The 24,377-nt window shown below is 32.4% G+C and carries 16 protein-coding genes and 3 pseudogenes; 12 read left to right on the plus strand and 7 right to left on the minus strand.

Annotated features, from left to right (window positions below):
- Positions 1–177 precede the first annotated feature (177 nt).
- Entirely contained in the window at positions 178–2,994 is a 2,817-nt protein-coding gene (locus CHB81_RS07890) for a pitrilysin family protein (RefSeq protein ID WP_089351348.1), read from the plus strand.
- A gap of 268 nt (positions 2,995–3,262) precedes the next feature.
- Positions 3,263–3,631 (plus strand): helix-turn-helix transcriptional regulator, encoded by a 369-nt coding sequence (locus CHB81_RS07895; RefSeq protein WP_089351349.1) that lies wholly within the window; start codon positions 3,263–3,265, stop codon positions 3,629–3,631.
- 810 nt (positions 3,632–4,441) lie between these two features.
- On the opposite strand, the gene CHB81_RS07900 is transcribed toward CHB81_RS07895, so the two are convergent.
- Entirely contained in the window at positions 4,442–5,329 is an 888-nt protein-coding gene (locus CHB81_RS07900; RefSeq protein WP_089351350.1) for a winged helix-turn-helix domain-containing protein, read from the minus strand.
- A gap of 136 nt (positions 5,330–5,465) precedes the next feature.
- Here CHB81_RS07900 and CHB81_RS07905 point away from each other — a divergent pair, with 136 nt between their 5' ends.
- Together CHB81_RS07905 and CHB81_RS07910 are read left to right on the plus strand one after the other, a co-directional pair.
- The gene (locus CHB81_RS07905; RefSeq protein WP_089351471.1) at positions 5,466–6,014 is read left to right on the plus strand and encodes a hypothetical protein; all 549 of its coding nucleotides are present in this window, start codon (positions 5,466–5,468) and stop codon (positions 6,012–6,014) included.
- A 74-nt stretch (positions 6,015–6,088) separates the two neighbouring features.
- Entirely contained in the window at positions 6,089–6,901 is an 813-nt protein-coding gene (locus CHB81_RS07910) for an SUMF1/EgtB/PvdO family nonheme iron enzyme (protein ID WP_089351351.1), read from the plus strand.
- A gap of 227 nt (positions 6,902–7,128) precedes the next feature.
- Here CHB81_RS07910 and CHB81_RS07915 read toward each other — a convergent pair whose 3' ends face one another.
- Complete coding sequence (locus tag CHB81_RS07915) at positions 7,129–7,779, minus strand: DUF1349 domain-containing protein (RefSeq protein WP_089351352.1); 651 nt, start codon at positions 7,777–7,779, stop codon at positions 7,129–7,131.
- A 142-nt stretch (positions 7,780–7,921) separates the two neighbouring features.
- On the opposite strand from CHB81_RS07915, the gene CHB81_RS07920 reads away from it, so the two are divergent.
- Positions 7,922–8,689 carry a response regulator transcription factor gene (locus CHB81_RS07920; RefSeq protein WP_089351353.1) on the plus strand — a complete coding sequence of 256 codons (768 nt, stop codon included), beginning with the start codon at positions 7,922–7,924 and terminating at the stop codon, positions 8,687–8,689.
- A 404-nt stretch (positions 8,690–9,093) separates the two neighbouring features.
- On the opposite strand, the pseudogene CHB81_RS27125 reads toward CHB81_RS07920, so the two are convergent.
- From CHB81_RS27125 to CHB81_RS26680, 3 genes and pseudogenes are all read right to left on the minus strand, one after another.
- Positions 9,094–9,829 (minus strand): annotated as a pseudogene (locus CHB81_RS27125) (beta-galactosidase).
- 139 nt (positions 9,830–9,968) lie between these two features.
- Positions 9,969–12,836: a TIM-barrel domain-containing protein gene (locus tag CHB81_RS07935; protein ID WP_089351355.1), complete on the minus strand. Its 2,868-nt coding sequence runs from the start codon at positions 12,834–12,836 to the stop codon at positions 9,969–9,971.
- Positions 12,837–13,602: 766 nt separating this feature from the next.
- A pseudogene (locus CHB81_RS26680) lies at positions 13,603–13,686 on the minus strand (IS6 family transposase); the annotation flags it as partial.
- A 284-nt stretch (positions 13,687–13,970) separates the two neighbouring features.
- Here CHB81_RS26680 and CHB81_RS07940 point away from each other — a divergent pair.
- Positions 13,971–14,384, plus strand: a complete 414-nt coding sequence (locus CHB81_RS07940) for a response regulator (protein WP_089351356.1) — start codon at positions 13,971–13,973, stop codon at positions 14,382–14,384.
- Here the strand turns inward: CHB81_RS07940 and CHB81_RS07945 are convergent.
- Both CHB81_RS07945 and CHB81_RS07950 read right to left on the minus strand, forming a co-directional pair.
- Positions 14,346–14,819: pseudogene (locus CHB81_RS07945) on the minus strand (DUF3570 domain-containing protein); the annotation flags it as partial. The gene CHB81_RS07940 and the pseudogene CHB81_RS07945 overlap by 39 nt on opposite strands.
- A 621-nt stretch (positions 14,820–15,440) precedes the next feature.
- The gene (locus CHB81_RS07950) at positions 15,441–16,469 is read right to left on the minus strand and encodes a LacI family DNA-binding transcriptional regulator (protein WP_089351357.1); all 1,029 of its coding nucleotides are present in this window, start codon (positions 16,467–16,469) and stop codon (positions 15,441–15,443) included.
- Between the two features lie 157 nt (positions 16,470–16,626).
- Here CHB81_RS07950 and CHB81_RS07955 point away from each other — a divergent pair, with 157 nt between their 5' ends.
- From CHB81_RS07955 to CHB81_RS07980, 6 genes are all read left to right on the plus strand, one after another.
- Positions 16,627–19,047: a TonB-dependent receptor gene (locus tag CHB81_RS07955; protein WP_089351358.1), complete on the plus strand. Its 2,421-nt coding sequence runs from the start codon at positions 16,627–16,629 to the stop codon at positions 19,045–19,047.
- 85 nt (positions 19,048–19,132) lie between these two features.
- Entirely contained in the window at positions 19,133–20,440 is a 1,308-nt protein-coding gene (locus CHB81_RS07960) for an MFS transporter (protein WP_089351359.1), read from the plus strand.
- Positions 20,437–21,615 carry a glycoside hydrolase 100 family protein gene (locus CHB81_RS07965; protein ID WP_176427502.1) on the plus strand — a complete coding sequence of 393 codons (1,179 nt, stop codon included), beginning with the start codon at positions 20,437–20,439 and terminating at the stop codon, positions 21,613–21,615. Before CHB81_RS07960 ends, CHB81_RS07965 begins: the two co-directional genes overlap by 4 nt.
- Before the next feature lies 1 nt (position 21,616).
- Positions 21,617–22,546 carry a carbohydrate kinase family protein gene (locus tag CHB81_RS07970; protein WP_089351360.1) on the plus strand — a complete coding sequence of 310 codons (930 nt, stop codon included), beginning with the start codon at positions 21,617–21,619 and terminating at the stop codon, positions 22,544–22,546.
- 358 nt (positions 22,547–22,904) lie between these two features.
- The gene (locus tag CHB81_RS07975) at positions 22,905–23,150 is read left to right on the plus strand and encodes a hypothetical protein (protein ID WP_089351361.1); all 246 of its coding nucleotides are present in this window, start codon (positions 22,905–22,907) and stop codon (positions 23,148–23,150) included.
- Positions 23,151–23,703: 553 nt separating this feature from the next.
- Complete coding sequence (locus CHB81_RS07980) at positions 23,704–24,177, plus strand: hypothetical protein (protein WP_089351362.1); 474 nt, start codon at positions 23,704–23,706, stop codon at positions 24,175–24,177.
- Positions 24,178–24,377 lie beyond the last annotated feature (200 nt).

The raw sequence follows: 24,377 nt of genomic DNA on the forward strand, positions 1-24,377 counted from the left end.
ACCCTTTTCAGCAGCTTTTAACTATGTTTCTATGTGCTTAAATGAGACTGTTATTTGAAGATTTCTTAAGAAGTCTTCAAATCGATAGCAGGTAATTCTTATACTATTTTTTAAATTTATTTTTCAAAAACAAAATAACAAATCAATCAAAAAAAAAAAACATTAACGATCAACAACATGAAAGTAAAATTATTTCTTGCGCATTTTATGATACTGGGTTTAACGCAGGTTTCAGCGCAATTTAAAACCACAATTCCGTTACGGAAAGATGTTGTACACGGGACTTTAAGCAACGGAATGCAATATTTTATTATGCATAATGAATGGCCAAAAGACAGAGCAGATTTTTATTTTGTTCAGAATGTAGGGGCCATTTTAGAAGATGATAATCAAAACGGACTGGCGCATTTTCTAGAACATATGGCTTTTAACGGAACAGAGCATTTTAAAGGAAAAAGCATGATAAATATGCTGGCGAAAGAAGGCGTAACTTTTGGGCGCGATATTAATGCATATACGGCTCACGATGAGACTGTTTATAATATTAATAATGTTCCTGTAAAGAATCAGGTTTTACTTGATTCCTGTTTATACATTTTACACGACTGGTCTGGATTTTTATCTTTGAAAGATACTGAAATTGATGCCGAAAGAGGCGTGATACACGAAGAATGGCGTACGAGAAAAAATGCTGATTTAAGAATTCAATCACAGTTAGAACCCGTTATTTATAATGAAGGAAAATATGCCAAAAGAGATGTTTTAGGAGATATGAATATTATTGATAATTTCAAATACAAACAATTAAGGGATTATTATAAAAAATGGTATTTACCAAATCATCAGGCAGTTGTAATTGTGGGAGATATTGATGTTGCCAAAATGGAACAGCAAATTAAAACAATAATGGGCTCGATTCTAATGCCATCAAACTCGGCAGAGCGTACCTACGAAACGATTCCTGATAACGATAATTTATTGTACAAACTCGCTGTAGATAAAGAAGCACAGAAAACCACAATTGCATTAAACTTTAAAAAGAACAAACCACTTGTTCAGGATGAGACGACTTTTGAAAATAGTATTGTACAACAATTGGCACTGCAAATGATGAACAATCGTTTTAGAGAATATATAGTAAACAACGAAACCGCTTTATTATCGGCAGGAGTTGATAATTCTGATGTAACCCGATTGACTTCTTTTTTTACTTTAAATGTAATTCCGAAAAACGGACAACTATTAGAAGGTTTTAAACAAGGTTATACCGAATATCAGCGCGCGATTCAAAATGGTTTTACTAAAGAAGAATTAGATCGTGTAAAAGAAAATATGCGTACCAGTTATGAAAATCAATTAAAAAACAAAGATAAAATTGGCAACTCAAATTGGGCACAGCAACTTCAGGGCTACTTTCTGGAAGCTTCGCCGGTAATGAGTTTAGAAGATGAATTTGAGTTTGTAAAAAACACACTGGCGAAAGTGGGTGTCGATCAGGTAAATAAAGTATTCAGAGCATTTCCAACAGAAAAAAATCAGATTTTAACCGTTTCAGGACCAGATAAAGAAGAAATTAAATATCCATCAGAGTTTGATTATAAAATGGTTATCAAAAACGTAAACCAGGAAAAGTTAGCGCCCTATACAGAAACGATTAACAAGGCTGACTTAATTACAGAAAAGTTATCTGTTAAACCAATTCTTAAGAAATTTGAAGTTAAAGGAATAAAAGAAGCCAAAGGATATGTTTTGGCCAACGGTGCCAAAGTAATTATTTATCCAACCACTCTGGCGCAGGATCAGGTTTTGTTTTCGGCATTTAGTCCGGGTGGAATGTCGTTAGTTTCTGAAGCCGATTTACCTTCTTCTCAAATTGCAACTGCTTTGGCAAAAAGTTCTGGTTTAGGCGATTTTAAAAGTACAGATTTGCAAAAGCAACTTTCAGGAAAAACAGTAAAGCTGAGTCCGTTTATTAATGAACATTACGAAGGTTTTAACGGAAGCACGATCAAAAAAAATCTTGAAACCTTAATGCAGCTTACTTATCTTTATTTCGTACATCCACGATTCGATGCACAATCATATAAAAGAATCATTGATTATTATCAAAATTCATTAGAGAATGTAAGCGAAAACAACAATAAGATATATGGCGATACTATCGCCTTATTAGATACCAATCATAGTAAGCGGACATTTTTGTTGAGCAAAGAAAATCTTCAGTATTTGAAACTTGATACTGCCTCAAAAATATTCAAGGAGCGTATTACTAATGCAGCTGATTTTACTTTTGTTTTTGTTGGAAATGTCAGCGAAAAAGACATTGAAACCATTAATAAATATCTTGGAAATGTATCCGGAAAAAATACCCAGGAAAAATTTATCGACCATAAAACCGGAATGGCAAATGGTACTGCAAAAGAAAAACTGGTAAGAGAAATGAATGTTCCTAAAACCAGTATTTACGTGCATCTTGAAAACAAACGGGTTAGTTTTTCAGATAAAAAACAAATCATGGCATATATGCTGTCTCAATTATTAGACAAGCGTTATTTAGAAAAAATAAGGGAAGATGAAGGTGGAAGTTACGGCGTGCAGGTGAGTAGTTCTTTATCTAAAAGTCCAACACCACAATTTTCTTTAGAGGTAAGTTTTGATTGTAATCCGGATAAAGATGCTAAACTGCTTCAGATTGTTTATGATGAACTAAATACTATTACGAAAGAAGATGTAGACGCAAAAAATCTATCCGATATCAAACAGGATTTGATCAAAAGCAATCAACAGAATATTAAGTCAAACTCGTATTGGTTGAGCATCATTACAGATCAATTAAAAACAGGCGATCATTTTGTGAGCAGTACTGCTTATGAGAATTTGATTAAAAGTATTTCGGTAAAAGATATAAAGCAATATGCAAACGAAGTTTTAAAGAATGCGAATAGAGTAGAAGTAATTATGCAACCAAAAACGAATACCTCTCAAACTAAATAAAGGTTGAAAACAAAATATAGGAACGGCAATTCTTCAGGTTAATTTTAATAGTCTCTTTGATAAATTTTGAATTAGTAAGTATTTTAGCAAGGACTAAAAAGAGCTGTTTGCCGACAGCTCTTTTCAATTAAAATTATCCTTACTTTTTGCTTTTATATTCTGGTTCACCTTTGACTATTCCGGGCTCCTTCCACTGCTGTGCTGGGTTATTTTATGAATTTGTACTAGATGATGTAGTTTGAAATCTAAACTTATAAAACCAATTCAAATGCCGGGAAAAATAAACGAAAATATAAGAAACATCAGGGAACTTAAAGACTACACCCAGGAATATATGGCCTTGAGACTTAATATTACCCAGGCGGGCTATAGTAAAATTGAAAAAGGTACCATAACACTGAGTTGCGATAAATTAGAAGAGATCGTCTCTATATTTGAAATGGATCTCATTAATCTTATAGAGTTTGAAAGCAGTCTGTACCTTAAGAGCAATTCTATGAACTCCAAGGCGTCTGAGCAGAGTGATCTTTCTAATATAAAGATGCTCTACAGCGATAAAATTGCACTGCTGGAGAAACTGCTGGATAAAACGGATAGAGAACTTAAAAAGTATAGGGAAAAATATGGCTGTCTTTAAATATTGGCTTTTGGAGAGTTTTTTCAGTAATATGGGTGATGGTGGAAAGATAGAAGAATTGTAGTGCCACTATTGTTTGAAATATTTATAAACAACCGCAGTTTTAAGATTAAAAGGGTTATGCTTTTATGGTTTAAAATATTATTCTTAATTATTACAATGAGTTATATTTTATATCCGCGACAATAGATATATAATGCCAAATTGCCGTATTATTGTAAAGTCAGGGCTTCACTTTTTTTATAGTGCTGAAAAAATTTTGGCGATTTGCCAGTTTTAAATTTGGTAACAGAAGTTAATAATATGATTAATTCTATCATTAACCCTAATTCGGATTTGGTTCTAATAGTCATTGCTGTTGCCTACGGATACTATATTATCATAATAAAAAAGAAAAAAAGGTAAGTTCTGTAAAATACTTACAACTTTATAAAACAGATAGAAGCATAAAATGGAAGATTATGTTTTTATGGACAGCCGTCTTGTATTTCATGCAAGGCGGTTTTTTTTATGGTATGCCGTTCTTACTTTAATACTTACTGCCCGCATAAATGCCATAATCTTGGCAAGTGCTCTTAAATCGCCTTTTAATTTTTAATGTTCAGGCGTGAATTTAAAAGCTTTGAAGAGTTGTTATATAAATCTGGTACTCAATATGATGTGCGACAGCCTTTGGCTTACATACTATTTATTGTTCGCTTGCATAACTATGGAAAATGCAATGAAAAAAAACTTAACCTATTTATTCTATAGATGTAATTTTCAAAAATAAAAGTATTGAAAGATCTTTTGTCGGTAAAATATTTTTTACTAGTTAATTTCAAGTTTATAACCTTTGCTGCGTACAACAACAATGTTGATATTTGGATCAGATTCAAGTTTTTTCCTAAGCTTAGATATAAACATATCTAAACTACGGCCTACAATTACACCATCATCTTCCCATATCTCTTTTTGTAAGCGGTTTCTTTCTACTGTTTTGTTTGGAGAGGAAGCGAAAATAAGCAATACCCGTGTTTCTGTTGCGGTCAGATCTATTGTATTTCCATTTATAATGAGCTTTCGACTATTTGCATCGAACAACACTGATCCTAAAGAATAAGTACCAGTGTTTTGATTATCAGGTATTTCTTTTCGTGACTTAAAAGATTTTATAAAAATAAAACCGATGAATGCTAAAATGGACAGACTTCCCAGAAGATATTTGCTGTCTGCTGTAATTATTTCTGTCGGTTTGAATTTAATGTTAATCATGTAGCAGGCTTTGGGCTGTCTTCTTCCTATACAGGCTACAATATCATCTTTTTCATTTTTGGATATAACATATCCATAAGCAACACTAGAGTTACCACAATTCAGAACCTTAACGATAAAACAACTTGCGAACGGGTCTTTGACTAATAAACGACTTGTAATATTTACCAATGAATCTGGTTGAAAGCTAAAATCATTCTCAAACCTAATCTGATATTCATTTTCTGAAATTTTTTTCACAGGGAGTACTCTTGATGTACTGTCGCCTGATTGTAAAAGCAATTCATGTCCGATTTTTCGAAGTAAAATTTCTCTTCTAGCAAAGTCAAAGCCGTCACTATCTTCCGTACGGAAGGCTGCGTAGATAATAGCAGAAAACAAGATAAATGTCAATACAAATAGATATTTATTTTTTCCGGAGATCAGATTTCGACTAAGAAGCATATTGTCAATGATTTATTTACAAAGTTTACATTTTTATTTACAATTTTTATCTCTCAAGCCGAAATATATCAAAGTAATTTTGTTACAAACTTTAAAAAGAAGGTAAACTATGTTATTAATTAAAGCTATAAAAAGTATGAAAAAAATCATTTATGTGCTAGTCTTATTCTTGGTTGTAGTAAGTGGGTTGGTATTTGCTAATCGTGAAATTAAAAATGAAATTTCTAAAAAGTCAGTAGTCAAAAACCTTTCTAATACTGAAAAGAAAGATGTACTGAAAAAATGGGAGGCTACTCCTGATGGCATAATGTTTAAAAAATGGGAAGCATCTCCCGCAGGTAAAAAAGTGTATGCTAGCGAAGCTAAAATAAGAAAACCTATTAAAGATTATGTCAATATGAAGGGAGTTGTAACCTCTCTTTCTCTTCCGTCAGGATCAAGATTAGGTTTTGGAATTATGGTAAAGATTAATAGTGATGATTATATACTTAGTTTTGGATTGGAAAAGTCTGGCAGCAATGAATTTCAGAAGTTAAAAAGCTTGAAAGTTAACGACACAATAATTATAAAAAGCCATAGTGTATCCCATGCGCCCAAGTATTTATATCCAATTATATCTGGCGACTATGTAGAACGAGATAGTAAGATAATTTATAAACGTGCACCTCGCAAAGGGGGTTGCTGAGTAAATAATTGCAAACTTTTATTAGGTTATATACGAGCTGGCAGTAATTTTAATAAACATTAACTAATATTTCAATGACTTTACGAACATTTATATTCTTAATTGGATTTTTATTTCTCAATTCTTGCAAGAAAAGTGATGAGAAAATTGAATGGATTTTTGTGGAAGGCGGAACTTTTGAACAAGGCAAAAACCAGATTGTTGTAAGTCCGAAGGGCGACTCTATAAAAGGATTTACTAGTCCGCATAGAGTAGTTAAACTTGATGATTTTTACATTGGTAAATATGAAGTAACGGTTAAACAATTTAAAGAATTTTGTGAAGAAACAGGCAGAAAAATACCTGATCCACCTATTGAAAATGCACATGGTATTAAAGTTTATTACAAGTGGATAAACGAAAAACCGATGCTTGCAACTTGGGACGAAGCAAATGAATTTGCAAAATGGGCAGGAGGAAGACTTCCAACAGAAGCAGAATGGGAATACGCGGCTAAAGGTGGAATGAAAACAAAAAAATATAATTATAGCGGCAGTAATAATCCAATTGAAGTTGGCTGGGTTAAAGAAAACTCAAACAGCACATTTCATAAAGTAGGACTTCTTAAACCGAATGAGCTTGGTATATATGATATGACTGGGAATGTTGGCGAATGGGTTTTTGATTGGTATAACCCCGAAAAGGATAGCTTGGTTAATAAAAGAAACCCTCAAGGACCTATAGAAGGACAGTATAAAATTTCAAAAGGTGTCAGTTGGTTTTACGAAACACAAGACGAGAGTGGAAGACCATTAGAATATGGAATTCATATGCCAGAAGTAAGATATCAATCACCAAAAGGGACACGAAATGATGGGTTCGGATTTAGAATTGCAAAAAATAAATAGAAATCTGTTCATTATAGAGGGACTCACCAATGTTTAGACTTATCTGAACAGCAATCAATAATTGCAGATATGTGCAGGATTGTAGCAGCTTATAAATAAGTGGGAAGACATGATACATATTTACGCAGGTTTTATTGAAGCTTATCCTATAATTTGGTTTTGTATAAAAAAAAACTGCTGAACTTATAGGGTTCAGCAGTTGCATGTTGTAATTGATTCTGCAAAAACTATTGATTATTTTTTAACCACTCTAAACGTCTTTGATCTGGAAGGTGCGTAATTTTAAAATCTTCAAAAGTAGCCGTAAAGCCTTTTCCATCAGGACTTGCAGCCATCATGCCCACTTGTACTGTTTTGAATTCCGGAAAATAAACGGTATTGGTCATCGTATAATTAACCCCATCAATAGAATAAAAAATCTCCAGTGCATCTAGTCGGCGTACGGCCTTCATCCATACATTTTTAGGTTTTTCTTTTAAGCCAAGAACACTCCATGAGCTTTTATTGATAGTATGAACAGTACTAATATTATAGATTCCGTCTACATATTCTACACCCGTTTTTACGTAATTGTTTTCATCTATTCGGAGCATAAGGCACACCTGATCGAATCTGGTCTTATAAACACCGCTCATTTTTACAACAACTTCAAACTCGCCGCTTCTCTCCGTATATAGAAAAGGTCCGTCGTAAACTGTAAATCCGTAGTGGCTTTTGTTCCAGTAATCAGATTGAGCCGTAACCTGCATAGTAAGTTTATTGTCTTTTATTTCCCATTCTGCTGGTTCATTGAGCCAGTTCATAGCAGTTAGTTTTTGAGCATTTCCTTTTATAGCCATAATGCATATACATATTAAAACTAAGTGAATTCTCTTCATGATTTCTTAAATTTGAATTTTATTAATAATTTACAAAGAATGTAATTTGAGTTTTTTACAGCAATGGTTATATATAACCATTTTTAAACCCACTTTAATCTTCTTTCTATTAACTTAGCAGTGTATATCATTAATCATAGTTATGAATCCGATCTCGAACTTAGAAGACAGATTTTCTTTTGAATCCATTGACAGTTCCGAAAAACGCAATGAAGCATTAAATGAGGCAATTGTAATGATGGAGGCCTACGTAAAACTTGATAATTCAGTAGCTGTACTATCAGATTTAGCAAGTAATAAAAGTTATGTTTTTGCCGGTGATTTTGGTAGTTTTTTTGATATTCACACTTCTGGATTTACAACAATTGATTCTATTTGGGAAGATGATATTTATCAGCGCATTCATCCCGATGATCTTTTTCAAAGGCACCTTTTGGAACTGGAGTTTTTTAATTTTTTAAAGACAATAGCTCCCGAAGAAAGATTAAATTATGCTACAAAATGCAGAATTAGAAGCCTGAATAAAAATAAGGAATATCAGTATATTTTGCATCGCAGTTTTTATATGAAGAACAGCTCAGAAGGAGGATTGTGGCTTGCTGTTTGCCTGTATAATTATTTATTCGAAAAAGGAACTGGGGTGAATGGTATAGAAGGAAAAATCATCAATACGAAAATAGGAAAGATTTTTCATATAGATACTTATGAAAATTGTGTTGATCTTTTGACTTCTCGTGAAAAAGAAATTTTAGTATTAATTGGTAAAGGTATTATCAGTAAGGAAATTGCAGATAACCTAAATATCAGCATTAATACTGTAAATAGGCACCGACAAAATATTCTGGAAAAACTAAATGTAAGTAATTCTATTGAAGCAGTAAGAACAGCAGAGGCTTTAAATTTGTTGTAAAAATGTTACCTTAAAAAGTGCTGTGTTTCATTATATTATTTCAGATTGTTATAAAATAGTATTGCATTGCATTGGGAGTAATGGTGTATACATTATAGGCAGAATTATGCAAGGCTTAGATCAATCGGATATTTAGAATTGTTACCTAATTTGGAGTGATCAGCATTATCAATTGTATTTAATATTATTTTTTAGGAGCTTTTCCCATTATACGTTCCAATCTTTTGTGCCCAGCCCCGGCACAAAAGGATTTCTACTGCTATCGGGACTAATAGGGCTGCTGAAGGAGCCCGGTTCTTTAGACTAATAAAAATAAGAAGGTTATATAAAAAATGGCGTCAATTGTCTTCAATTGGCGCCATTTGGCTTGTTTGTGACCTCAGATGTACAAATTTCAAACCATTTTATGTAAGATTTAAAGAAATTGGTTTACTTTGAAGCGTGTTTGTAAGATAATTATGCTGTGTTTTGAATCTGTGAATCTTAATTTGACTGAAAGTGCTATAAGTTTGACTCCAAAATTGGGCTCCCCAAGCATTATTAAGTGCACTAATGGTTTTGTATTTATTTTCTAGCCACTTTCTAAAAGCTTCTTGAGAAGAAGGACTATAATCTTCCTTCGCTTCGGGTTCATTATCTAATTGCCAGCCTATTACATTAGGATTATTACCATAACGCTCACCTAATTTTGTAATTATTTTTTTAGAAAAATGGATTGCTTAATGATTGCTGTGCTCTGGTTCCATGTTCTGCACGCTGATAATCAGATCCCATGGCATAAATTTCCGGATATTTAATTCCCAACCAAACAGGCGAAATAGCAGTGGGAGTGCCTAAAATAACTTTTAATTTATACTTAGCTGCCAGGGTAATAACCTCATCTAGCCATTCGAATTTATAATCACTTTCTTGGGGTTCCATATCTATCCATGCAAATTCAGCGATGTGGATAAATTCAAAGCCAATCTTTGAAATATTGCTAATATCCCGTTCCCAGTCATTTTTATTCCAATGCTCTGGATAATAATAAATTCCCATGGACATTAGATTTTCCTTCGGAAAGAAACGATGAGAATCTTGAGCCTTAACAACTATAGTTAATAAGACAAACAAAAGCGATATATAAATTTTATTTTTCATGTGTTTTTTACTGATACTATGATTAAGAATTAATTACCCTGAAGGATTAATTTTTAATCATGGATGCTAATTTATTTTATATAAAAAGAATCTTAATTAGTTTATTTTCATTTCAATTATTTTGCTTAATGTTTTTTGTCTATTTTAATGTAATGGTTTGTAGGTGCCCATCATAATTGACAACTTGCCCTCTGGCATCATATGAAAAAGCTTTACGATTTTCTTTACTTATTGCTATAATAACAAATTTTCTATTCTTCAACATTCCTTTAAATTCTCCTTTACGTTCGCCAATAGTTAAGACACCATTTGTTTCATTATAACTGATTGGTATGCTGGAATGAAATCCTTTTTCATAATTATAATTTACACCTTCGTCTTCATATAAATTGAAACTTCCATTTTTGCCCTTATAAACATATAGAAGAATAGTATCTGCTGGTTTTTCATCGGTATATTGTATTTCAGGTCCAACAGGGATAATGGCTCCTTCAGGAATAAATAATGGAATGCGATCGTATGGCGCATCTACGGATAAAGTTTGTCCCCCCTTAATATAGTCGCCTGTATTAAAATCATACCAGTTAATTCCGGCAGGAAAATACACATCTCTTTTACGAATACCATAATTATAAACGGGGCAAACCATAAAATTTGGGCCAAACATAAATTGATCATTACTATTGACAACTTTTTTATCATTAGAAAAATCCATAATTAAAGGACGCATAATAGTATAATCGTCAAAATGAGTCATACCTGCCATGGTATAGATATAAGGCATTAATCTATAACGCAAATTGTCATAAAACAAAATAGATTCATACGCAGGATGACCTTTTGGGGCTATGTTCCAAGGTTCACGATAAGGAAATTGTCCGTGCGATCTGTATAATGGTGCAAATACACCAAATTGATGCCAACGTGTATTCAATTCTCTCCATTCTTTGTTGTCTGAATTTTCTATTCCATTTTTATCATATTCCTTTTGAGCATCTACATAACGATCTTCGACACAGAATCCACCAATGTCCATAGTCCAATATGGAATACCACTAATTGCAAAGTTTAAACCTGCTGAAATTTGTGCTTTCAAATCTTCCCAGCGTGTTGCAATATCACCACTCCATGTTGCTGTTGAATAACGTTGTAATCCAGCAAAACCTGATCTGGTTAATAGAAACACTCGCTTATTGGGTTCTACACTGCGTTGTCCATCATAAATAGCTTCAGCATTCATTAAAGCATAGGTGTTGAAATATTCTGTCGCCGGGCCTAGAGCTGTTGGCCCTTGCAATGCTTTGCGGTAATCCATATCTGTACAATCCAGTACATTTGGCTCACTGGCATCCATCCACCAGGCATCAACTCCCGTTGGATATAAATTTTCATAAATTTGTTTCCAAAATAGTTTTCTGGCACCGCTTGAATAAGCGTCATAAAAGGAACCTACATAGCCTGGACCAACCCAATCACGAACATTATCTTTTATGGCTTGTTGGTACATCCATCCTTTTTGGTCAAATTCTTTGAAATGTTCAGTAGTCTTATAAAATTTAGGCCATACCGAAATCATCATTTTACCATTCATCGCGTGGATAGAATCTACCATCGCTTTTGGATCAGGAAAACGTTTTGGGTCAAATTTATGGCTTCCCCAAGCATCTTCCTCCCAGTAATTCCAATCCAATACAATATTATCTATAGGAATCTTACGTTCTCTGAATTCTTTAAAATTACTTAAAATTTCGTCTTCGGTTTTATACCTCTCGCGACTTTGCCAATAACCCATTGCCCATTTTGGCATAATTTGAGCTTTTCCGGTCAAGTTACGGTATCCTTTAACTATTTGATCCATAGAATTGCCATGAACAAAATAATAATCTATTTTTTTATTCATTTCGCTCCACCAAACCTGATTACTTTTTTCTTCAACGAGTTGAGGGGTTCTTACTCGTAATCCGCAGTATGATGTACCTCCATTTGGTTTCCATTCTATTCGCAAAGGAACTCGTTTTCCGGCTTCTAAATTCATTGAAAATTTGTAGCTGTTAGGATTCCAGGCAGTTCTCCAACGCTCTGGAACTACTAATTGATTGTTCAAATACACTTTAACATAACCTGAATAATACAACGTAAATTTGTATTCTCCATTCTGAGGCGCTTCAATATCACCTTCATAAGTAACGTCAGCATTTTTTAAAGGAAAATTTGCTGGCAAATTTTTAAAACTTTTAACGTCTTCAAAGAAAATAGAGACTTCTTTGCGAACTAGTTCTATTTTCCCGTTATCAGGCGTAACATAGGTACCGGTTAAATTATTAGGTTCACCATTTTTATCGTATAATTTAAATACTGCATTTAATTGTTCATAAGGACGACTATCCCCAAAACGGCTTAAGGAATAACTATCCCATAAAAGACCATAGTTTTTATTGGAAATAATAAATGGTACAGAAACTTTAGTGTTGTACTGAAATAATTCTTCGCTTTTATCTTTGTAATTAAAGTCGTCTGATTGATGCTGCCCTAAGCCATAAAAAGCTTCATCTTTTGGTGATTCAAAAATTTGGCGAACTGCATATCCTTTAGTCCCTTCAACTTCCACTGGACTGAATGTTTTACCACCTCCAGCTCTTTCAGACAAAATAAGTTTTCCGGTTTTATCTTTAAACTTAATACCTCCATCTTTTGGGGAAATCATTACATTTAAAGTTTTAGTAACTAATTTAATAGAGTCTTTTTCATTAGAAACTTTAAAAGAAACATTGTCCTTATGAGGCACAATAATTAAACTGGAATCTTTTGAGAATTTATTTTCTGGTGTTGCAGACACGTGAATCAAATCGTTTCCTAAAACCTCTAAACGTACTTTGCCTAATTGGTGCTCTTTACCATGGCTTATGGTTACAATTATACCATTATCAGTCTTTTGGTAATGTTTAGTAGCACAAGATGCGAATACCAATCCAGTAATTAAGCTTAAACATATTTTATTTCCTTTCATAGGTGTTTTTTTTATTGTTCATATGTAATTCGATATCTTCTATTGGAATTTAGGACCAATTTGTTTTACGATTATTTCATATAATTATTCAGTTGATTTTTAAATTTATTTTGTGGCTTATAAGATTGTTTTTTTTATAAAATGGCTTCTGATAATTTTTATAAAGTTAGCTTTGTTTATTTTAATGTATTGAAAGTAAATAGTTTAGAATAGATATAATTGTCAATTTCGTAATTAAGGATAAAAACTAATTGTCCAATCTATAAAACTGTTGCAAAACTACTCTTAGAACTATTCTTTTTATAATTAATATTGAATGAAAGCCAATACTACTTATAGTTTTGCAAGATTAAAAAAGAGTATATCATTTTCATCAATATCAAAATTTGAGAATATACTGAAAAAGTAAAAAGAAGGGCATAACTCATAAATACAAATGCTTTGATTTTTTCACTAAAATAGTTTAAGATTAAAAATTGAGTTCTTTATTGATTAACAGCATAATTTCTATTTGTCATAATCTATTTCAATAAGAAAGAGAATACTGCGGTGTAAAAGTATCAATTAAGAAAAAATTAAAGTGGATGGAAATGTATTCTATATTGGATTTGAATGTGTTATTTTAGCGTAGATATGTAATATGGGGCTCAAATATTAGGAATCTGGCCATTGAACAAAAGTAGTATGTCTTAGTCAGAACTCAATGAATTTTATTGGCACTAAATTTGGTTCTTTCGCACCTGGGAATAACTTTTATATTTCGAATTTTAAACCCTAATCCATTTTGTATTCGCCACTTGATAAAACGATAATCCTGTTCAATAATATTATTGAGATATTTAAACTGTCTTGAGAAAGAATCAGATGATTGAACTTTAAATCATTTTGTAAATTGGCGGGTTAACTTTTAAATTACTTAAATTCTTATATTTGATTCTGACAGACAGAACCCCGCTACTTGTATTTATCAATTTAAATTATTGACTGTAAGTTATTACAAAGTTTTTCAGAGTTATTACAAATTAGCATTATTGCTCTTTGATATAGTTTTATTTTATTATAAAATTGCATTGAATTTAAAGACAATAACTACCTTAAATTAGAACTTTTTTCGCTAAAAAAATTAGTTTGGGAATGAAATACAAAAATATATTACTAGTCAACGATATAAATGATGATGCAGAGACTTTTGTATTAGTACTGAATGCAATTAATCATAAAATTATATCATCAGTAGAAGGTAGCCCACTTGAAGCTCTAAAAAAGCTTAAGGATTCAAAATTATCACCCGATATAATTTTCTTGGATTATAACATGCCACATCTTGATGGAACTGTATTCCTTAAATTACTTCGAGATATTAAAGGTCTAAAAAGAATTCCAGTTGTACTTTATTCTCGAAATTCAGGACATATGCTACGGGAAGCGATGACCAAATTCAAGAAAGTGCAGTTTTTGAAGAAGCGTGCGAACTTTAGAAAGCTTTTTAAGTCCCTACAAAAGATAATTCTACCTGAAAAATCTGAAAAAAAAAGTATAATGAGGTGAAACTACTGTTTCTAACTTCTTGTGTTGGCGGGCGTTCCCCTCGTGAGAAGTAAAGTTATTAAAATTGATTAGAAATAAAGAAAGTATTATCTTGTCATAAAAAATGACACAGCCATAAGATGAAGTCCAATATTCATCAGCTGGAGTATGTTCTCCATATGGTTTAAAATATTTTGTTCCTGTTTGGGTATAATACCTGTAAAATGGACTAAGTGAAAATGCTTGTGTCAACTTCACCGGAATTTCAAGATCGGAGGTATGTGCTTTTAAGCTCCAATCATCAGTATAATATCTGTAATAAGTTCTAATTATTACATTATCTCCGAAAAAATAACTGGCTCTGATTTCCAATGGAATTTTTAATCTGGTATCTGGCATTTTTTCCTGATGAACAGAACCGTCTGCAAAATAAACTCTGTGAAAAGGAAGGCTTAAATATCCGTTTTGGCTAACCTTAAATTATTTTGTTATAAAATATAATCTGATAATTTTTACTTCATTTACTTAAAGTAAAATGACTACTCCTAAATTTTTGTAACAAAAAAGTATGAACTTCAAACGTCATGTGCTAAAAATTGGTTGATTTACAAATTATCAAAATGCACGAACATTCTGTTCAACGGTTATTTGGTTACTAACCTTGATCTTTTCGTAAATTTCCAGTTCCCCCTGCAAAACCTTAATACTGATTGCGAATGAAAAATCTATCTCATTATCAAGATTTTTTTTCCGGGCCTTGTGCTCAATGACGGCAAAGGACAGTTGTTCTGGAAGTTGATTTGATTTTAAAATTGCCCAGTCTTTTTGTGTTGCACTATCCTGCCTTTTTAGTCCACGGATAGTTCTCCAAACAGGATTTGGCCAAATAGACCAAGTTATTGAATTGATATCTTGTGATATTTCAGTAGTTGGATTATTAATGTTTTTTAAAACGCGTGCCTTAAAAAAATCGTACGATTCTCTAAGTTTTGAAGAATCCCAGCTTAGCCATTTTATAACTATAAAACTAAATTCTAAAAGTTAATGATGGATTGAACATATCAGTTATTTACTTTTTTAATTCGTTTTTAAACTTGATTCTCTTTCTATAATTTTAGTTTTGAGTTCTATTGTTCTGGGCTCAAAAACTTTGTTTTCCTTTTTGCAAAGCATTTCTTCAAGTAACAATCTAAAAGCTAAAGTTCCCATTTCACAGCTTGGTTGATCAACGGTGCTCAATTTTGGGCTTATTACCTGAGACATAAACCAATTGCTAAAACCAATTACTGCTATTTGATTTGGAATTGGAATTCCTTTATCATTAAAATATGCCAAAATCCCTACAGCGACCAAATCCGTAATGGCAAAAATCCCGTCTACATCTGAATGCTCCTCGAGAATTTGTTTTGCAAATGTAATTCCCTCTTCAAAAGTGACATTCCTACAGGTGTATACTAGTTTAGAATCATACAAAATTCCGTTTTTTTCTAAAGCTTTTTTATACCCTAAAAAACGATCAATTGCATTTTGAGGGTTTTCAGGACCACGAACATGAGCAATTTTACGGCATCCTTTATCTATTAAATGCTGGACAGCTTCCATCGCAGCCTTTTGATCATTAATAATAACCTTTGAACTTGGAATCAATTTAGAGATTTTATCAAACTGTACAAAAGGAATTTTTTTTCGAATTATTTCCTTGATATGGTCATCATTATTAGACTCATTGGAAAGTGACATTAAAATACCGTCTACTCTTTTATTGATTAAAAGTGCTATTTGTTTTTTTTCTAATTCCAAGGATTCATTCGATTGAAGAATAATAACAAGATAACCATTTTTCTCGGCTTCGGCGAGGATACCCTTAATTACACTAGAAAAAAAATGATGAACTACTTCAGGAATAATTAAACCAATAGTCTTAGACTCTTTAGTCCTTAGATTTACAGCAAAACTATTGGGCCTGTAATTGAGTTTCTCTACCAATTCAAGGACTGATTTTCTAGTCTTTTCACTAACATCCGGATAGTTTTTTAATGCTTTTGAAACGGTAGTTATGGATATACCCAAAATTTTTGCAATTTCTTTTAAAGTAGTCTCTTTCATTTAACAAATATTATAAAAAAAATGTGAATAAAAAATCGAAAACGTTTTTGGTACTTCCGAAAACGTTTTCGTGTGAAATATATTTAAATATAATACTTTATAAAAATACATTTGATAAAAAATAACCAATACTTTACTAATTAAATAATTTTAAACCATGAAGAAAACCAACTTATTTTTGAAGAGACTAGGATTGATGATAGTCTTGTTACTATTCAATTTTTCATTTTCACAAAATGAAACTCCCACAGTAAGTGACACAATAAAAACAACAAAACTGGAGGATGTTGTTGTAACTGGAGTTGCAAATCCAAAAGCTAAAATCAAATCCAGTGTTTCGATTACAACTCTGAATGTTAAACAAATTGAACAATCAGCTCCAAGATCTACAGCTGAAATTTTTAGATCAATTCCTGGAATTCGTTCTGAATCATCTGGTGGAGAGGGAAACTCCAATATTTCAGTTCGCGGTGTACCTATTTCATCTGGAGGATCTAAATATTTACAAATTCAAGAAGACGGACTTCCTGTACTTTTATTTGGTGATATTGCATTTGCAACAGCCGATATTTTTACAAGATTTGATGGAAACGTTGCAAAAATTGAAGCTATTCGTGGAGGATCTGCTTCTACATTATCTTCTAACTCTCCAGGCGGAATCATTAACTTTATCAGTAAAACTGGAAAAACTGAAGGTGGAATGATTAGGACAAGCTTTGGCCTAGATTACAACAATTTCAGAACAGACGTTGATTATGGAGCAAAAATTGGAGAAGGGCTTTATTTTCACGTTGGTGGATTCTACAGAGCCGGAGAAGGTGTTAGAAAGACTGGTTTTACGTCTAATAATGGAGGGCAAGTAAAATTTAATATTACCAAAGAATTTGAGAATGGAAAAATAACTATTTATACTAAATTCCTGAACGACAGAACCGCAGCTTATATGCCAATGCCGGTTAAAGTTACAGGAACAAATAGCAACCCAAATTGGGGGAGCGTTGAGGGTTATAATGCTACAACAGGTGCTTTACAATCTATTTATTTAAACCATAATGTTGGGCTAGGTCCAGATGGAGAATTAAGAAGAGGAAATGTTGCAGATGGAATGAACCCTATTTCAAAATCCGTTGGAATTAGTGCTTCATTTGATTTAGAAGGTAATTGGAAAATAACCGAAAATGGTCGTTTTTCATCTAATAGTGGAGGTTTTATTGCTCCATTTCCAGCGGAAGTTAATTCAGCTGCCACAATTGCGGCTTCTTTTGGAGCAGGCTCCACACTAACTTTTGCCGATTCAGGAACATCGTTTAATAACCCAAATGGATTGGTATCCAAAATACACATGTTCGACGTGAAATTAAATAATTTAAATAATTTCATGAATGATCTACGAGTAACAAAAAAAATAGACAAGATAGGAATTACCTTAGGTTACTTCAAATCTATTCAAAACATTTCTATGTCATGGTTATGGAACTCTTATTTGCAAGAAGTTTCAGATAATAATCCTCGACTAATCAATGTATCAAATGCAACGGGAAATTTATTAACAGAAAATGGTCTGTATGCTTACGGAACTCCAGCATGGGGAAATTTAGCAAGAAATTATGATACGCAATACAATGTTTCAGCTCCTTATGTAAATGTATCATTTGATGCAACAGATAATTTATCTTTTGAAGGTGGTTTGCGTTATGACCTTGGTAAAGTTTCAGGATCTTTTGCTGGGGGAACATCAAGAACTTTTGACATTAACAACAACGGAACAATTTCAGTACCTGAACAAAACGTATTTGCCATAAACACAGCAAATGAAACTGCAGTTAACTATGATTATGATTATTTTTCTTATACTTTAGGTACCAATTATTTATTAACTTCAAGACAATCTTTATTTGTCAGATACAGCAAAGGTGCTGTAGCAAAAGCAGATCGTATATTGTTTTCAGAATTAGATTATTTAGATGGAAATAAGATTAATTCCTTAGATTTTTTGACACAAGCAGAATTAGGGTACAAATTAAAATTTCAAAAAGGGTATGCTTATGCAACGGCTTTTCATTCTAAAACTGATGAGCAAGGCGGATATGAAGCAACTTCAAACAGCATTATCAAAAATAATTATAAATCCTATGGATTAGAACTAGAATCGTCTTACAATGTTTATGATAATCTTAATCTAAGAGGAGCCTTAACGTACACAAAAGCGAAAATCACATCGGGTGACAACAATGGAAATGAACCCAGAAGACAACCAAAATTAATGTACAATTTGATGCCAACTTACAACTTTTCAGGAAATAAAAATACTTTGGGATTAAGTTTTATTGGTCAAACAAAAGCATTTTCTCAAGATTCAAATCAACTGTTAATGAATGGGTTTGTAATGGTAAACGGTTTTGTAGAAGTTGAAGTTACAAAAGGTTTGTTATTAAATATTTCAGGAAACAACTTATTCGACACCTTGGCAATTACTGAAGCTGAAGAAGGAAATATTACAGATAACACGGTGAATTATGTTAGAGCAAGACCAATGCCTGGAAGATCTGTATCTCTGGCATTGTCTTACAAATTTTAATAATTAGCTTCATAATGTTAGTTGGTTACCAATTCCTATACTTTTATAGTGTAGGAATTGTTTTCAACATTTAAAAATCACAAATATGACATTCTCTAAACCTAAACTTAGTTTTTGGCAAATTATCAATATGAATGTCGGATTTTTTGGCATCCAATATAGTTTTGGCTTGCAACAAAGTGCCGTAAACCCAATCTATGATTTTCTACATGCAAGTCCAGATCAAATTCCAATATTAAATTTAGCAGGACCACTAACAGGATTATTAATTCAACCTATAATTGGAGCAATGAGTGATAAAACCTGGCATCCAAAATGGGGACGAAGAAAACCTTATTTTTTCATTGGTGCTATAATTTGTAGTATTGCGCTTTTTCTTTTCCCATTCAGCAGTTCGTTATGGATGGCTGCAGGTTTACTTTGGATATTAGATGTTGGTAATAATACTGCTATGGAACCTTATCGTGCTTTTATTGCAGATAAACTTAGTGAAGAGCAACAACCAATAGGTTTTCAGTCACAAAGTTTTTTTACTGGCTTTGGTCAATTCTTGTCCTATATTTCATTATTTCTATTTCCAATAATATTTGTAGGTTACACAGGCCAACTACCAAATTGGATTTATGCTTCATTTTTTCTAGGAGCAGTACTTTCTATTTCATCCATTTGGTGGAGTATGAAAAAAACATCTGAAATTCCACCAACAGAGGAGGAGATTCTAAAAATGAAAACACAACCCTTGAACATTTTTTCACCATTTGCGGATACCTACAAAGCTGTTTTAGAAATGCCCAATGTAATGTGGAAACTCTTTTTAGTCTATTTATTTCAATGGTATGCTTTAATGTGCTTTTGGCAAAATAATTCAAAAAGCATTGCCTTATCCGTTTGGAACCTTACCCCTAAGGATAAAATTGGTTACGAAAAAGCAGTAGAATGGAATGGTTTAATAGGTGCTTTTGGATTTATTGTTACCTTTTCGGTTGCTTTTTACTTAGCTAAGTTAGCCAAGCGATACAGCCCTAAAATGGTTCATTTTGTTTGCCTTTTATTGGGAGCAATTTCTTTTTTCTTTTTCCCAATCATACAAAATCAATATTGGTTCTTTGTAGTAATTATTGGTTACGGAATAGCCTGGGCAAGCATGATGGGGATTCCTTATCTTATGGTTGTTTCTAATATCCCTAAAGAACGCTATGGAGTTTATATGGGCATTATCAATATGATGATTGTAATTCCAATGATTATTCAAAATCTATCGTTCGGATTTATATTAAAATATTTTTTAAATAATGATCCTTCTTTAGCGATAACTTTTGCAGGAGTATTATTACTGCTGGGCTCAATGAGTACATTATTAATTAAAGAAAAAAACACTAAAAGAGCATTATGATTTCTGACATCAATTACTTAAAAGCAATCGAATTACTCCAAAATTGTTCTTCTACCGAAGGTTTTTTGGCAAGTGCACAAAATATTTCCAATTACAAAAGGGTTTGGGCTCGTGATGGCGTGATTTGCGGATTAGCAGCTTTGGCTTCTGGCGATACTAATTTGATTGCCACTTTCGAAAAAACATTGGAAACATTAGCTGAAAACCAATATTTTAACGGAACAATTCCTTCCAACGTAATGATCAATAATGATAGTAAAGAGGTCAGTTACGGTGGTTTGGCGGGAAGAGTCGATGCTGTAACCTGGTTTATTATAGGAATTTGTCAATATTCTTTTTATAAAAAAGATGACACTTTAATAAAAAAATTCGACAGAAATATTCAAAAATGTTTATTACTTCTGGAAGCTTGGGAATTCAACAACAAACATTTGTTGTATGTGCCTCTTTCTGGAAACTGGGCTGATGAATATATTACGGACGGCTATGTTTTATATGATCAATTATTGCGGATTTGGGCATTAAGAAGCTATAATTATTTTGTAAAAAGCGATTTAATTAGTTCTAAAATCGAAAAAATAACAGAGCAAATCGAAATTAATTTTACTCCAAATTCTATTGGAGAAAAATACCATGAACGAGCTTATAAAGAAGTAAATATCCAAGATTTTATGCCTTGTTCTTTTTCACCAGCAGGTTACAAAATACAATTTGACGCTTTTGCCAATTCTCTTGCTTTGATTTTAAATATTGGAGATCCAAATTTTCAAAACAGCATTTTGAAACACGCCACAAAACTCTCGTCTGAGAGACCTTTAAAATTAATTCCTGCTTTTTGGCCTCCAATTCTAGAGAAAGATTTAGATTGGAATCTGCTAAAAAACAATTGCAAATATGAGTTCAGGAATTATCCAAATGAGTTCCATAACGGAGGAAGCTGGTCAATGGTTAATGGTTTCTTCGGTTTAGCACTGTTAGCAAAAAACAAAAAAGAAGAAGCTACTTTGATACTAAATGCTATAAATAAAGCAAATGCTATAGGAAATTTTAGTTTCTATGAAAATTTCAACAGTGAAACAAAAACGCCAAATGGAGTCCCTTTTTGCGCATGGAGTGCCGCCGCAACAGTTACCCTACATCAAAGTATTCATACTAATTTTATTTTTTTAGTTTAAAATGAAAAAGACTATAGATATTATATGCGTCGGCGAAGTGCTAATCGACTTTATTGGTCACGAGACAAACACTTTGATAGAAAACACAAAAGATTACCACCGCTACTTAGGAGGTTCTCCAACAAATGTAGCCGTTAATGCTGCTAGATTAGGGCTAAAATCTACACTAGTGGCCACATGCGGGCAAGATGGTTTAGGAGAATATATTATTCAAAAATTAAAAAAATACAATGTAAATACTTTTCACGTTAGAAAATCCCAGACTAAACCTACTTCGGTAATTTTTGTTTCAAAATCAACAGGAACACCTGATTTTATTCCTTATAGACAATCAGATTACCGGATAAATCTCAATCAAATACCTGATACATTACTCGAGAAAGCTAAAATATTTCACACTACTTGTTTTGCTTTAAGCAAAAATCCAGCTCGGACTACAATTTTAGAAGGCGCTAAAAAAGCAAAAAAACTAGGATTGCAAACAAGTATAGATATCAATTTCTCAGAGATAATATGGCCGGATCGTAAAGAAGCTATTCAAGTTTTAAATGAATATTTATTGAATGATCCGCTAGTAAAAGTAAGTGAAGACGACTGTTATCGATTATTTGGAGAATCAAAATCAGAAAAATTTATTTTTGACTATTTTCATGCTTTAGGTGTATCAACTATTTGTCTAACCAAAGGGAAAGATGGCGTTCAACTGTCGGATACTAATTATGGAGTATTCTTTCAAGATGCTATTCCAATAAAAGAAATTAAAGATACAACTGGTGCTGGTGATGCGTTTTGGACTGGCTTTTTGTATGCCAAGCTTAATAATAAAAAAATCGATGAATGTATTAGTATTGCTCAAAAGTTAGCAAGTATAAAACTTCAAAACATTGGGAAATTACCGGATAATATTGATTTAAACAGTAGTTTGAAATAAGCAAAAGATTACCTGGATGTGCTAACTTGGCGAGGAGTTTTAGTTAAGGACAAAATCTTAACTTTATAGCATGATGCAAATTTAGGTAAAAAATGCAGACTCGTCAAGGGATTATAGGCCTTAAGGGTAGTGTTTTTACTTGTTTTCTCTACTGTTTTTAACCTATAATAGTCCATTAAACTAAAACTACAAAGGTAACTTAAGAGTATCTCTAAAGCCCAAATAGATAATTGTTTTATAATCAAAAAAATCAGTGTAAATATTAATGTTAAAACTATTTTTCTAAAGGAAAACCTATTTATCAAATAAGTATATTTGATAGCGAATACTCATCTGCTAATCTTTTTAATCTTTTGCCATGGAAAAAACAATACAATTAAAGGTGAGAAAAGATTTGGATCCTCGCCGCCAGCACACTATAATTAAATTAAAGGGCAGTCTGATCTCCAAAGGATATACCCAGATTATTCATATCCTTGACCAGGATGATGAATTTCATATCAATACTTTTGAAACTCCGGCAGAGCACCAAGAGGAAGCACAGCAGTATATAGCGGCATTTATCGATGAGGAAAACCTCGCCGATACGATCTATGTCAAATAATCCAAAGCTAAAAGGCATAATTTTAAGAGTCCGCACGTTTATAAGAGGCAGGTTTGTAATTTATATAGAAACCCATAAGGCATTGATTACTTCTTTATTGCACTTTTTTTCACTAATGCTGCTTTTGATTTTATAGCCTTTTCAGAAAGTAACTAAATATGTTTGTTCCTTTTTTGAGTGTTCAGCATTGTCAATTGTATTTAATATTATTTTTTAGTTTTAATATTGTTTTTTAGGAGCTTTTCCCGCTATACGTTGCACCCGAGCACCAGCGAACTGGCGAAGCAATCTTTTGTACCGAACCCTGGCACAAAAGGATTTCACTGCTATTGGGGCTAAGAGTTGAATCCATTTTTTATGTTTTGACTTTTAGTTTTTCAATAATAATTTCATAAACCCTATAATGTCTTTTTGATCATTTATAATAAAAAAAAGATATATTTGAAATAAATAACGTGTAATAATTATCACATATATCTATCTTAATTTGGGTGGCTTTGTGTGGTTTTATCACACATATAAATAAGTTAGCCGTAATTTTAAACATCAAAATTTGAAAAATCCATTTATTACTATACTTAGCGCTCTTTTACTGGTTTTGATTTCTTGTCACAAATCTAAATCTGATGAGTGGACAAAAGCCAACATGACTCATTTAATACAAGGAAAAACGGATTTAAAATTACCAAAAAACTTTAAAGTTTTATTGGATTCAGTTGAACAGACTGAAGGTGCTTTAGATTCTGATTACTCTTATGCCTTGACTATTGAATACAATCAATTAATGGAAAAAGAAATAGTTAAGCAAATAACAAATTCAATACTTTTTGATACTATCAAAACAAGTAATTATGCTGATCCAATTTGGGATGAAATAAATTCAAAAACCGAAAAAGGAATATGGGCAAGTAAAAAAAATGGATTTGAATTTTTTCATTGTGATAATGACAAGAACAGAGCTGAACCATTTTATTTAACAGTAGATACATTAACAAATAGAATTAAACTTAATTTATCACATTTGTAAATAAAAAAACTACTGCTAACAGCTACAACGGATTTGGGCAATTGGCTTAATGAAAAAATGGTTTTGTATTTGGGATGATTTACCTTGTCTATTAGCTATCGATCGGGTTGCAAATCCGAATAATGGGATTAATTTAGTCCCCAAACCCGCTGTAGTCCCAGAACGTTGTTAGTAATGTTGAAAAAGAAGAAACTTATGGG

The organism is Flavobacterium sp. ov086 (assembly GCF_900187965.1).
Taxonomy (GTDB): domain Bacteria; phylum Bacteroidota; class Bacteroidia; order Flavobacteriales; family Flavobacteriaceae; genus Flavobacterium.